11 protein-coding genes and 2 pseudogenes are annotated in these 13,189 nt (G+C 61.4%); 6 read left to right on the plus strand and 7 right to left on the minus strand.

Annotation, left to right across the window (positions count from 1 at the left end):
• From AC1D08_RS30620 to AC1D08_RS30630, 3 genes and pseudogenes are all read right to left on the minus strand, one after another.
• Positions 1-1,091, minus strand: a 1,091-nt coding sequence (locus AC1D08_RS30620; protein ID WP_477424815.1) for a cytochrome ubiquinol oxidase subunit I, incomplete at its 3' end; no start/stop codon positions are given.
• An 880-nt stretch (positions 1,092-1,971) separates the two neighbouring features.
• Positions 1,972-2,100 (minus strand): annotated as a pseudogene (locus AC1D08_RS30625) (cytochrome b); the annotation flags it as partial.
• 219 nt (positions 2,101-2,319) lie between these two features.
• Positions 2,320-3,084 (minus strand): sensor histidine kinase, encoded by a 765-nt coding sequence (locus AC1D08_RS30630; RefSeq protein ID WP_477424817.1) that lies wholly within the window; start codon positions 3,082-3,084, stop codon positions 2,320-2,322.
• A gap of 418 nt (positions 3,085-3,502) precedes the next feature.
• Here AC1D08_RS30630 and AC1D08_RS30635 point away from each other — a divergent pair, with 418 nt between their 5' ends.
• The 6 genes and pseudogenes from AC1D08_RS30635 to AC1D08_RS30660 all read left to right on the plus strand — a co-directional run bounded on the left by AC1D08_RS30635 (position 3,503) and on the right by AC1D08_RS30660 (position 7,554).
• Complete coding sequence (locus AC1D08_RS30635; RefSeq protein WP_477424819.1) at positions 3,503-4,261, plus strand: SDR family oxidoreductase; 759 nt, start codon at positions 3,503-3,505, stop codon at positions 4,259-4,261.
• 72 nt (positions 4,262-4,333) lie between these two features.
• Positions 4,334-5,316: pseudogene (locus AC1D08_RS30640) on the plus strand (alpha/beta fold hydrolase).
• 89 nt (positions 5,317-5,405) lie between these two features.
• Positions 5,406-5,822, plus strand: a complete 417-nt coding sequence (locus tag AC1D08_RS30645; protein ID WP_477424821.1) for a cupin domain-containing protein — start codon at positions 5,406-5,408, stop codon at positions 5,820-5,822.
• A 47-nt stretch (positions 5,823-5,869) separates the two neighbouring features.
• Positions 5,870-6,307, plus strand: a complete 438-nt coding sequence (locus AC1D08_RS30650; RefSeq protein ID WP_477424823.1) for a CBS domain-containing protein — start codon at positions 5,870-5,872, stop codon at positions 6,305-6,307.
• Between the two features lie 86 nt (positions 6,308-6,393).
• Positions 6,394-6,852: a carboxymuconolactone decarboxylase family protein gene (locus AC1D08_RS30655; protein ID WP_477424825.1), complete on the plus strand. Its 459-nt coding sequence runs from the start codon at positions 6,394-6,396 to the stop codon at positions 6,850-6,852.
• Positions 6,853-6,906: 54 nt separating this feature from the next.
• Entirely contained in the window at positions 6,907-7,554 is a 648-nt protein-coding gene (locus tag AC1D08_RS30660; RefSeq protein ID WP_477424827.1) for an HD domain-containing protein, read from the plus strand.
• A 120-nt stretch (positions 7,555-7,674) separates the two neighbouring features.
• Here AC1D08_RS30660 and AC1D08_RS30665 read toward each other — a convergent pair whose 3' ends face one another.
• The 4 genes from AC1D08_RS30665 to AC1D08_RS30680 are packed head-to-tail and all read right to left on the minus strand — an operon-like array spanning position 7,675 to position 13,007.
• On the minus strand, positions 7,675-8,373 hold the full coding sequence (locus AC1D08_RS30665; RefSeq protein ID WP_477424828.1) for a response regulator transcription factor: 699 nt from the start codon (positions 8,371-8,373) through the stop codon (positions 7,675-7,677).
• Positions 8,363-8,752 (minus strand): response regulator, encoded by a 390-nt coding sequence (locus AC1D08_RS30670; RefSeq protein ID WP_477424830.1) that lies wholly within the window; start codon positions 8,750-8,752, stop codon positions 8,363-8,365. The genes AC1D08_RS30665 and AC1D08_RS30670 overlap by 11 nt, the downstream gene beginning before the upstream one ends.
• Positions 8,753-8,754: 2 nt before the next feature.
• Complete coding sequence (locus AC1D08_RS30675; protein WP_477424832.1) at positions 8,755-9,396, minus strand: response regulator transcription factor; 642 nt, start codon at positions 9,394-9,396, stop codon at positions 8,755-8,757.
• Positions 9,393-13,007, minus strand: a complete 3,615-nt coding sequence (locus tag AC1D08_RS30680; RefSeq protein ID WP_477424834.1) for a PAS domain-containing protein — start codon at positions 13,005-13,007, stop codon at positions 9,393-9,395. The genes AC1D08_RS30675 and AC1D08_RS30680 overlap by 4 nt, the downstream gene beginning before the upstream one ends.
• Between the last annotated feature and the right edge of the window lie 182 nt (positions 13,008-13,189).

Here is a 13,189-nt window from a genome sequence, read left to right on the forward strand (position 1 = left end):
GGCGCCGCGATCTGAGTGATCGTGAGAAAAGCCCGCGAAGTGTCCAGTTGTTCGCGCCAGCGAAGCCATCCGCCGAAAAGGACGAGCCCGAGCATCAGCATGCCGCAACCGACCATAACCCGGAAAGCGAAGAAGGGGATCGCGACAGGTGGGCGCTGGTCAGCCGGAAAGTCCTTGAGGCCCTTGACCTCGCCGTCAAGCTCGTGGGTCAGAATGAGGCTGCCAAGCCAGGGAAGGTCGATGACAAAGCGGTTGCGCTCGCCCTTGTCGTCCGGAATGGCGAAAAGCGTCAGTGGCACCCGCCTCGCGGTTTCCCAACGCGCTTCGATCGCAGCGAGCTTGGCCGGTTGGTGCTCAAGCGTGTTCAGACCGTGCTGGTCGCCGATGAAAATCTGGAGCGGGACCAGCACCGTAAGCAGCCAGAGCGTCATGGACAGCATCGTTCGCCCTTCCGCGACGGACCGCCCGCGACGCATCAGATAGGCGCCGACGCCCATGACGACGAAGCCGGTCGTGACGAAGAAGGCGACCACGGTATGCGCCAGCCGGTATGGGAAGGAAGGATTGAAGACCACCTTGAACCAATCCGTCGGGAAGAAACGACCGTCGATGATCTCGTAGCCGGCCGGCGTCTGCATCCAGCTATTGGCCGACAGGATCCAGAAGGAAGAAAGCAAAGTTCCGAGTGCCACCATCAGTGCGGCGACGAAATGCGCCCAGCGTGGCACCAGTTGCCGTCCGAACAGAAGGACGCCGAGGAAGGCCGCCTCCAGGAAGAATGCCGTCAGACCCTCATAGGCGAAAAGCGGGGAGAGCACGTTGGCGGTGGCGTCGGAAAAGCGGCTCCAGTTCGTACCGAACTGAAAGGGCATGACGACCCCGGTGACGACGCCCATCCCGAACGCAATCGAGAAGATCTTGATCCAGAACGTCGAGATGCGGAGATAGATGTCCCTTCCGGTGAAAAAATTGAGGCCTTCCAGCATCGCGATGAACGCCGCCAATCCTACGGTAATAGCCGGCAGCAGGATGTGCCAGCCGATGACCCAGGCGAATTGCAGGCGCGACAGGAATGCAGCATCGAAATCCATCGCTTATCTCCTCCAGGCGCGAACGAGCTGGCAAGAGCGGCCTCAGTCCGACTGTTGGTAAAGCCGCGACAAGTTGTCATGGCTCGTTTTCTAACGCCGTGGTCAGAGCCAAAATCGGATATCGACAGGGTTAGTTCTGGAGCCATTTGACAAACGACATCATGTCCCTTTTCACCGAGCCGCTCAACAACTTTGCCCGAGCGCCCCGACCGCCGATGACATCGATTCATGTCACTCCTCATGGGCAGGACGAAGAATGGGCCGGGCGAGGTATGCGACCCTATTGGACAAAGGCATGGATCGGCCTATGCGAGAGTCCAGGTCGCGCCCTGCGCCCTGCCGGACGCATCGACGCAGGCAGTGTATCCCATGCCGGGATCAACTCGCCGATGACACAAACAGAGGCATCGTCATTGACAATGATGACGAGCGGCTGCTCCGGTGTCCAGCGAGACACGACCTTAGCCCTTCACTCAGGAAGCCTTAAACCAATGTATCGACTGCACGCGTCCTAGGCACGATGGCTCACACCTCGCGAAGGTTTGCATGGTGGTTCGCCTGAACAACCCGCCGAGGAATCGAAAAATGACGATACGGTCCGCACTTTCGAAATTGCTGCCGATCATCCTGAGATTCTGGGGCGTCGCCCCGACAACGCCGCTGGTGAGACACGGCGGCGGCCAGTTTGCTCGCGCGGAATCTACACACGCAATGGGGTGAGGGCCTCGATCTCCCAAGGCGGTGAATGGTCTGGCGAAGAGCCAGACCGCTGCGTCTTGGTGAGCGCCAAAAATTTAGGAAACAGGAAGCAACGGATGAGCGTTGGACACTCGACCTATGTCGCCAAGACCGGGATCGGCCGCTGGTTCGATGCTCGGCTCGTATAGGCATAGTTCAGGTTGCGCGGGACGGGATAGACGATGAAGGAATCATGCACCATGCGTGGCAGCGGCACCACCCCGCCTATTTCTGCTCCGGACGGAGGCGTCACCGGCCTCGTGCTGGCGATACATTGTGCGGCCGACACGACACTCACCCTCAATTCGGTCGAGAAACTCGTGCGCGACGTGAATTCCGGCTGGCTGCGCGAGACACCGGCCATCGATAGCCCGTGCGGTAGTAGGCCACTGCGAGCACGCCATGGGCAATCGGCAGCTCGAAGCGATGTTGCGAGGCATTTTCGGTGATCGCTGGGTTCATGTGAGCATCCTCAGCTATTCGGTTGCAGCTATGGCCCGACGTCTGCTTGCCCCGCCGCGGGCAATCGCAAGATCACTGTTGTGCCTGACCCGAGCGCGCTGTCGATTTCGACACTGCCGTCATGCTGTTCGGCGAAATGCTTCACCATCGGCAAGCCGATACCGCCCAGGCCCTGGCACTTCGTGGTGAAGAAAGGATCGAAGGCGCGGGCCATGGTTTCCTGGGTCATACCGATACCGGTGTCTGCGACGCGCAGCTCGACAAGGGCGCCACGGACTTTATCCGCTAATGCGACGTCTATCGAGATCGAGCCGCCGTTAGGCATCGCGTCGCGCGCATTGAACACGAGATTCAGGACCGCGTTCTGCAGGCCCAAACGATCGCATATCGCGGGAGGCAAATCGGATCCGATACGGACCTCGAGCTGGATCTGCAGTTCCCATGCGCTTCGGATGAGAGTTTCGACCTCAGCCAGGCAGCTACTCAAGTCCGTGTGTTCGATTTCTCTGGGAGCCTCCAAGGCTCTGCCCATTGTATCTCGCACGAGCGCGCCAGCGCGTTGCAGCGCGGTCCTGGCACTGGCGATCACGGGCTCAAGGGCCGGAACCGTTGAGATGCTTGGGTCCCGCGCGACGCGGTTCAGCGCGGATGACGCAACCTGGATGAGATTGCCCAGGTCATGAACGATGCCGGCGGTCGGCTGCTCGGTACGGCGGGCGTGCAGGGCAACTTGGGCCTTCCTATCAAAGCCACTGTCGCCAATCGTGCCTGGTCTTGCTTCTGCGCGTGACAATTGACGTCCCTCCAATCCCCGGGCACGAAACTGCTGTGGTCGTGCCGAAAACACTATGTGGGCAGGCACCCGCGGTCGATTGGGTCGAGGATCAGGACGACGCGCGCAGCCGGATAGGATGGCCTACCGGAAGCTCCCCGGGACGCGGCTCGATGTGTGTGGGAAGATCGACCAGCTACGCCGATGGTCCGTTCGACCAATGCACCGGCACTGCCCTTCGTCCCATACTGTCTAGAATCCCCCAGTCTCTGAAAGCATCGGCACTAGACCTTCGCATCAAACGACAGATGCTTCCGTTCGATAGTTTGGCCGGCGTCTCCGTCGCATTGTTTACCGCGAAGACAGGGTGACGTGCCGGCTGTATGGCCGCTCGGACAGACAACCCCAATCCCTGGAATGCGAACAAGGAGGTTCGACCATGAAAATCGTCGTGATAGGCGGCACCGGACTCATCGGCTCGAAGACGGTCGAGAGGCTGCGCAAGAAGGGCCATGAAGTGCTCGCTGCGTCGCCAAACTCGGGTGTCAATACGATCACAGGCGAAGGATTGACCGAAGCGCTTACGGGAGCGCAGGTCGTCATCGATCTGGCGAATTSGCCATCCTTCGAGGACAAGGCCGTCCTGGAATTCTTCGAGAGGTCCGGCCGAAACCTGCTCGCCGCGGGAAAGGCCGCCGGCGTGAAGCACCACATCGCGCTTTCGATCGTGGGGGCCGAGCGTCTGCCCAAGAGCGGATACATGCGCGCCAAAATGGCTCAGGAAAAGCTGATCCGGGGCTCCGGCATCCCCTACACCATCGTCCATTCGACGCAGTTTTTCGAGTTCCTTGGCGGCATCGCCCAGTCGGGAACGGTGGGAAATATTGCAACGGTTCCGTCTGCCTATTTTCAGCCGATCGCTTCTGACGACGTCGCCGACGTCATGACCGACGTGGCGCTCTCGCCGCCCGTCAACGGCGTGATCGAGATCGCTGGTCCCGCGCCGGTCCGGATGAGCGACCTTGTCGCGCAGTTTCTGAAGGCGACGAACGATCCACGCAAGGTGGCTGCGGATCCCCACGCCTCCTATTTCGGCACGGAGCTGGACGACCGGTCGCTCGTCCCCGGCGATCACCCGCGGATCGGCGCCAAGCGCTTCGAAGACTGGTTCAGCCACGCCTCGCCTCGGCCGCATTGAGCGACCCGACCCGTGGCCGCGCGTCGCCGGATGTCGCGCGGGCCTCGAGCTCGAAACACGAAGGAGCAAACAATGAAAGAGCACCTTCCTTCCCACCACCGAGCATCCCGCCGCGATGTCTTGTTAGGCGCCATTGCCGCAACGGTTGCGGTCGGCCTGTCACGAGCCGCGACCGGACAGGCGGAAGGAAGCAAAACCTTCCCTCCTCCACCTCAACCAAAGGATCGACGACCATGAGCACGATCACCACGAAGGACGGCACGGAAATCTACTACAAGGACTGGGGCACGGGCCCGGTCGTCACCTTCTCTCACGGCTGGCCGCTGAATGCCGACGCCTGGGATGGCCAGATGCTCTTCCTCGCGCAGAACGGGTTCCGCGTTGTCGCACACGACCGGCGCGGGCACGGCCGGTCGAGCCAGGCTTCCTCCGGCAACGACATGAACGGCTATGCCGATGATCTCGCTGCCGTCATCGAAACGCTAGACCTCAAGGACGCCACGCTAGTGGGTCACTCCACTGGCGGCGGCGAGGTCGCCCGCTACATCGGTCGGCACGGAACCGGCCGGGTCGCCAAGGCGGTTCTCATTGCTGCCGTTCCGCCGATCATGCTGAAGACCGAGGCCAACCCTGAAGGCCTGCCGATGGAAGTCTTCGACGGCATCCGTGCCGGCGTCGCGGGCGATCGGTCGCAATACTACAAGGACCTGGCGCTCGCCTTCTACGGCGCCAACCGGCCAGGCGCCAAGGTCTCGCAGGGCACGTTGGACCAGTTCTGGTTGTGGAGCATGCAGGCCGGCGCAAAGAACGCCTATGAGAGCGTCAAGGCATTCTCAGAGACGGACTTCACCGAGGACCTCAAGAAATTCGATGTCCCGACGCTGGTCCTGCACGGGGAAGACGATCAGATCGTGCCGGTTAAGGACTCGGCGCGGAAGTCGGCAAAGCTGATCAAGGGTGCCAGGGACATCTACTATCCGGGCGCGCCGCACGGCATCACCGCCACGCATCAGGACCAGGTCAACGCCGAGCTGATGGCATTCATTAGCTCATAGACTAGCGCCGTACCTGGCGCGAGCCCGATCGCCGGTCGTCCCTCGCCGGCCGGCGATCCCCCATCACACACCCAACTGGAGTCACGACAATGATCAGAACAATCTTCTGCACCGCCGCTATCACAACCAGTCTCGTCACGGTCCCGGCGCTCGCCCATGATTCCCATGGCGACAAGGCCACGCTGATCTACGACCACACGCTGCCGAACGTGCCGGGCAAGAGCATGCGCGCCGTGCTCGTCGAATACGAACCAGGCGGCACTTCTGCTGGACATACGCATCCAAAATCCGCGTTCATCTTTGCGACCGTTCTCGAAGGCGCAATCCGCAGCCAGGTCAATGACGGACCGGTCACGACATATCGCGCCGGCGAAAGCTTCTCGGAATTTCCGGGCGACCGTCACGGCGTCAGCGAAAATGCCAGTGCGACCGAACCCGCCAAGCTTCTGGCCGTGTTCGTCGTCGATACCAGTGAAACGGAGCTGACCACATACAACGACGACTGAGGTCGACCATCTCACGGATCGGTGTTTGAACATGGAGGACCGCTGCAATGCTCATCGACAAACTGCATGCATTGACGTCGCCACGCCTTGCCGTCATCGACGTCAATGCCACCGTGCAGGCGGCCGCCCTTTCGCTTTCCAGGCCCGGCATCGGCCTTGTCGTGGTCCGCAATGGCAACGGCGGCGCCGAAGGCGTGCTGAGCAAATCTGACCTCGTCCGCCATCTCGTCAGTTCGGCCACGTCAGTGCCGCCAATTTCAGCCCTGATGAGCAGACAGATCGTTTCGTGCACGCCGGAGGATGATCTGCATGAGGTGTGGCAGACAATGGCTGCCACTAACCTGCAGAACATGCCCGTGGTCGACGTAGGCGCCCGGCCTATCGGTATTCTCGACATACGCGACGCGATGAAAGCTCTGTTCGAACAGGAAGAGATCCAAGATCAGATACTCTCCAACTACGTCGCCGGTGTCGGCTATCGCTAGCCGAGATCGTCAGCCGTCGGCGCCGACGAAACAACGCCGGCGCCTCGCGAGAAAATGAAACCAACAACCGACATCAGGAGCCTCACATGACCAAACGTCTGAATTTCCTGGCCCGCAAGAACGGCGGCATCGAGGGTCTCGTCGCCATCGAGAGCTGGCTTGCCAACAGCTTCGACCCGAAGCTGCTCGAACTCGTCAAGGTGCGGGTGTCGCAAATGAACGGCTGCGCGCATTGCCTGCACATGCACCGGCAAGACGCCATCAAGCTGGGCGAGACCGACGACCGGCTGCTGCTGCTCGACGCTTGGCGCGAGTCTGCCCTCTACACGGAACGCGAACGGGCCGCTCTCGCCTGGGCGGAAGCCCTCACCCGGATCTCAGAAACCCATGCGCCTGACGCTGCCTACGAGGAAGCCCGGAAGGCCTTCTCGGAAGATGAACTCGTCGCGCTGTCGATCGGCGTCGCTACGATCAACGCCTGGAACAGGTTGGCGATCGGCTTTCGCCTGCAGCACCCCGCAGATCGCATGCGCGCCGCCGCTTGAAACCGGCGACGACACGGGCCGGCGAAACCGGTCGGATTGAGGAGATAGTTCGAGATGAACGGAACCACCAGCCGGATACTTGCAGGGGTCTCGGTACCCGATACCCCGCTCGTGCAACAGGCTCTTGAATATGCGCGGAGAGAATGCGAGGCTTATCTGTTCAATCATGTCGTCCGCTCCTGGTTGTTTGCGGCACGGCTCGGGCAACTCCGTAACATCGACCACGACGCGGAAGTCGTCGCGGTCGGGGCCCTGTTGCACGACATCACGCTCAACGAGCGTTTTGACGGTCCGCGCCGTTTCGAAGTCGAAGGCGCGGATCTGGCCAGGGTCTTCTCACGACAAGGCGGTGTCGACGAGCGCCGGGCCCAGCTCATATGGGACAGCGTGGCCCTCAACTCGACCCCGTCGATCGGCCTCTACAAGGAGGCGGAGGTAGCCCTTTGCACTGCGGGCATCTGCCTGGATGTTGTCGGACTCAAGTACGAGACCATCCCTGCGGCAGAAATCGCCAGGATTGTAGGTGAATTCCCGCGGCTCGAGATGAAGCGACGCATGACACGGTGCTTCTGTCACATCGCCCAGACGCACCCGGAAACAACCTACGACAATTTCGCCCGGGACTTTGGCGAACGCTTCGTGCCCGGGTACCGGGCGCCGTCTTCCGTCGACGTCGTGTCGAACGCGCCCTTTGAGGAATAAGCCCCTCTAATTCCAGAGCGACCGCTTTTGGTTCGCCCGGCCTGACGAATGCGGCTTCCGGCTCTGCGCCGGCGACGGGTTCCTCTTCCGCGCTTAGACATCCCACGGATGACCATGGGATCAAGCCGAAGGCCTGGCCGCGCTGGTATCACGTATCGTAGCCGGCAATGTTTCCCATGCCCGGATCAGCTCGCCGATGGACGCGACCTCCATCTTGCGCATCACATTGCCGCGGTGGAGCTTGACGGTGATCTCGCTGATTCCGAGGTCGAATGCGATCTGTTTGTTGACTCGTCCATGCGCGACTTCGCGCAAGACCTGACGTTCGCGTGGCGTCAGCGTCTCATGGCGTTCTACATTGCGCTTGACGACGACTGCATCCGCCCGCCGAGCGGCGTCCATCGCAATCCCCGCAATCACCGCGTCAAGCAGGGTTTGGTCGCGTGCTGGCTTGGTGAGAAAGTCGACGGCGCCGGCCTTCATCGCCTGGACAGTCATTGGAATATCGCCATGCCCGGTCAGGAAGATGATTGGCTTGGGGTTGCCGCTTTGGGCCAGACGATGTTGCAGGTCGAGCCCGCTCGCTCCTGGCATGCGCACGTCGAGGATCAAGCAGCCGGGGCCGTCCAATACGTCGGCGTCGAGGAATTCGCGGGTTGAGGCAAAGCAGATCGACTGCAAGCCCGCCGACAGGATCAACTCGGACAGCGCCTCACGAACAGCGGCATCGTCATCGACAATGATGACGAGCGGCTGCTCCGTGTCCCACTGCTGTGATAGCGGTGCCGATCTCCGCGGAAGCGGCTGCTCACCTGTCATGATCATCCTCCATTTTTTGATTGCGCAAGGAGTCGCCGACCGCCGCAAGCAGGGCTTGGCCATCGAAGGGCTTGCGGAAAAATCCGCTGATGCCCTGCGCGCGGTCCTGATCGGCTATCTCGTGGCGGCCTGTGATCAGGAACACCGGCAGCTCCGGACGCGCCCTCTTCACCAGGTCACGAAGTTCAAAGCCGTTCATGCCGGGCATCCCGATGTCGGTGATGAGCACGTCCAGGCCCGACAGCCCGCTGACAAGCAACTGTCCCGCCGATGAGAAGCTGCGGGGCACATAGCCGGCGGACTCCAGAAGCTCCTCCAGCGACTCGATCAGTCGTGGATCGTCGTCGACAACCGCCACAACACGCCTGACGTTGCTCACGCTCAGCTCCTTCCCGCCCGGCGCGAGTGGGTGATCGGTATTTCCAATCGCTCCGCGATACGCACGAGATCGGCGAACGACGCCGCCACCATTTTCTGCATGACGTTCCTTCTATGGATTTCCAGCGTGACCTCGCTGATCCCCAGTTCGGCGGCGGCCTGCTTATTGAGCAAGCCACTCACCACCAGGGGCAGCACGTCGCGTTCGCGCGGCGTCAGGTCGAGATAGCGTTGCCTCAACACGCCGAGCTCGGCGCGCTCTGACCTATTTGCCTGATCCTGGGCAATCGCCGCATGGATGGCGGCCATGAGGTCCGCATCACTGAACGGCTTGGTCAGGAAGTCCACGGCGCCGCGCTTGATCGCGCGCACGGATGACGGGATGTCGCCGTGCCCTGTTATGAAAACGATCGGCGGATGATCCCCCTCGGCGATCTGCCTCTGCAGCTCGAGGCCGTTGATATCCGGCAATTCGACATCGAGGATGAGGCAGGCCGGCAAGTCCGGCTTGTCGACGCCGACATAATCGCCGGCCGATGCGAACGCGATAGCGTGCATGTCGTGTGACTCCAGGAGTTCGCCGAGCGCCTCGCGAATGCGTTCATCGTCATCGACGATGTAGACAATATGGTCTTCGGGCTTCATGGCGCCGCTTTCGCTTTAACCGGCAACGTGAAGAGGAACGTCGTTCCGTGCGGTTCGTTCGTCTCCACCCACAGCCGGCCGGCGTGGGACTCGACAATCGAACGGCAGATCGCCAGCCCCATGCCCATCCCATGCCCTTTCGTCGTGAAGAACGGCTCGAATATTCTCTCCGGAAACTCGACGCCCTGCCCGCGATCGCTGATGTCCGTCTGGATCACATCGCCCAGTCGGCGCACGCGCACGCCAAGGACCCTCTCGCCCGCAACAGAGTCCATCGCATCCATACCGTTGCGCATGAGATTGACCAGGACCTGCTGGATCTGGACGCTATCGAGCAACAGAAGCGGAAGATCGCGTTCGACGTCGGTATTGATGCGGACACGATGCCGCCCCGCCTCCTCCGCCATGAGATCCAGCGCCTCGCCAATGACGCTAGACAGCGCTGTGTTGGTCCTCTGGGTTTCCATGGATTGTTTGAACAAGGCGCGGATGTGGCTGACGACATCCGCCGCCGCGTTGGCGTCCCGGATGACGCGCCCCACCGTTTTCTGCGCCCGCTCGATATTGGGAGGGTCGGCGGTGAGCCAACGCTGGCATGCATGCGAGTTCGCCACAACGGCCGCCAAGGGCTGGTTGACCTCATGCGCGATCGATGCGGAGAGCTCGGCCAGGCTGGCCGCCTGGGTCTGACGCGCAAGGTTCTCTTGGGCAAGGCGCAATTGTTCCTGCACCCGAACCTCACCGTCGATGTCCAGGCAGATCACGTTCCATTGCATAATGGCGCCTTCGGCGTTGCGCATCGGCGCGGCGCGTGTCTCGACCCAGCGATATTCGCCATCGAAGCGCCGCAGACGATGCCTCCGCGCATAAGGCTCGCCGGTGGACAGCGAATGGGCATATCTCTCCTTGACGCCCGCCACATCGTCGGGATGAACGCCGGCGTCGAGTGTGCCGACCAGCCGGGACTTTCCTGTCCCGTCTAATTCTTCGAGATTGTATCCGAGAAATTCGCGGAGCTGCTGGCTGCGATAAACCGGCTCGCCATCCGGCGCGGCGCAATCGATCATCGCCGGCAGCGTTTCGACGAGCTGCCAGAGGAAGCGTTCTCTCTCGCGCAGCGCCTCCTGAGAAGTCACATGATCGTGGATATCAACATTGGCTCCGTACCACCGGATAATGCGACCGCTCTCATCACGGAGTGGATCCGCGTGGCCCTCTGTCCAGCGGTATGAGCCATCCGACCGGCGGTTGCGAAACTTCAGCTCGAACGGTTGACCCGTGCTGAAGGAATGGGTCAAGGCGCCCAGCAACGCGGCCCTGTCATCCGGATGGACGATGGTTTGGATGGCACTCGGCAATCCGCCCTCAGCATCAAAATCTTCCAGCTTCAGACCGATATAGTCCATCATGGTTTTGTTGATGTATGCTGGCTCGCCGCCAGGCGTTACACACCACATCTGCACTGGCACGGTGTCGATGAGCTGCTGCAGCTGCCGCTCGCTGCGTCGCAGCGCCTCCTCGACGAGCAGCTGATCGTCGATGTCATGCGAGAGCCCGTACCACTCGACGATGCGCCCGCTCTCATCTCGCAGCGGCTCCGCGCTGCCTTCGACCCAACGGTAGACGCCATCCGCACGCCGCAGGCGATACTTCTTGGAGAAGCGCTCGCCCGTGACGAAACAATGGTTGAACGCTTCCGACAGACCTGCAGCATCATCGGGATGGACGACCGTCTGTATGACAGCCGCCAGCCGGCTCATGCCCGGCTTGTCTGCGTCTCCTATGTCCAGACCGAGAAAAATCACTAGGCGCTTGTTGAAGAAGGTCGGCTCGCCCTCCGAACTCAGCCGCCAAAGCAGGCTCGGAACCATATCCACGAGTTGCGCGAGTTCCCGCTCCCGGTCGCGCAATGCCTCCTGCGCGCGCACCTCATCGTCGATGTCCATGGCAGCCACGTACCATTGCACGATCGTTCCCGCTTGATTCCGCAGCGGCTCCGCGCGGCCCTCCATCCAGCGATAGACGCCGTCCGCGCGGCGTCGGCGATACTTCATGGTGTAGGGTTCGCCGGTTGCGAGGGCGCGGCCAAGTACTTCCCTCATACGGGGTCCATCCTCCGGATGGACGGTTGCCCCTATCATCGCCGCCACGCGGCTCATTCCTGGCCTGTCCAAAGCCGCAACGTTATCCAGGCCGATAGATTCTAGCGTACGCTTGCTGAAGAAGGTCGGCTCGCCGTCAGGCGCCATACGACCAATGTTAACCGGGACCATGTCGACTAGCAGTGACAGCTCACGCTCACGCTCACGCAACGCCGCCTGCGCGCGCACCTCGTCGTCGACGTCGAGGGAAACGCCGTACCATTCGGCAACCGCTCCGTCATCGTCACACCGTGGTTCTACCCGGCATTCCGCCCACCGGTAGTCGCCATCCTTCTCGCGCCAACGAAACCGCATCGTGGAGGCGTTGCCGGTTGCGAAGCAGTTCCACAGCGTCCGTTGTACCTCGGGAGCGTCCTCCGGATGAGTGAGTTCCTGCACCAATGTCTCGATACGCGGGGACTGGAGAGCATCGAAGGTCGGGATAACGGCGCGGAAATGGTCCTGGTATCGCTTGTTGAAGTACAACGGCTGGCCCGTTGACGTAGCGCTCCACACGCGGACCGGGAGTGCATCGATCATCCGCTGAAGTTGGCGCTCGCTTTGTCGCAATGTACGCAGCGCCATCTGGTGCTGCTGGGATATGGCGGAGACGATGAGCGCCGAGAATGCCGAAATGGCCAGAAACAACTGCAGCATGATGTGCTTTTGCTTCAGAGATTCGGGATCGCCGGCAAATTGGCTGGCACCGGATATCGTGAATACCGCCGTGATCAGCGCGAGGAGGATCAAGGCGACGGCGGCGCCTTTGAACTCGAAGCGCACTGCGGCCCAGAGCAGAGGCGGCATGATTATGTAGGCGAAGGGCAGGTAACCGCTGAGTGAAAGAGTTGCGACGCCAAGAAAGATCAGCCCCAGGATGCAGACTTCCAACCAACGCGCCTTCGAGAGCTGAGTCACGTCACGCCAGTTCTGGAAAACGACCAGCGCCAGGGGCGCGACGATCAGGACCCCTGTGGCGTCGCCGATCCAGAATAGCGGCCAAGCCCCCGTGAAAGTTTGCGATTGCATGCCAAACCACGCAAGGGTGGCACTTCCGACCGTCGCGCTTGCGACAGGTGCGATTCCGGCGGCCAATACCACGAATGCGAGAACTTCCTGCAAGCTTTCCAGCCGGACCGGCCGCTTGCAGGTCAGGTTCACGAGCCATGCCCCGACCACCGCTTCAAGTGCGTTGCCGGCATAGATCAGGAAGGCCGCAGGCAGCGGACTGTGGAACCACAGGAAATTGCTAAACAGTTCGGCCAGACAGCCCGCCGCTACCCACCACGGCCAGCTGGGCCTGGACGCGAGGACAAGCGTAGCGATGAACAGCCCGCTCGGGGGCCAGATGGAAATACCTGTTCCAGGCACGGTTGCAAGCAGCTGAGCGAACCCGCAGCCCAGGACATATGCCGCAAAAAAAAGTCCCAGGTGCAAAAATTGGGGGCGATGCGACCAGACGTGCATCATTTGCTGCTCCTCCAGGACAAGCAAAGCATCGGAACTGTCAGTGCTACGTATAGCACTTGTGCTTGGTGACTGGACCTGCGCTGGCGAACTCACACCCCACCCTAGTCCCACCAAGCACCAGCCGCACCTTATGGAAATCCATTAGGCGAGACGAGCTGAGTGGCATGCCCACCAAACCTCCG

The sequence above is a fragment of the Mesorhizobium sp. P2_E6 genome (genome assembly GCF_056403835.1).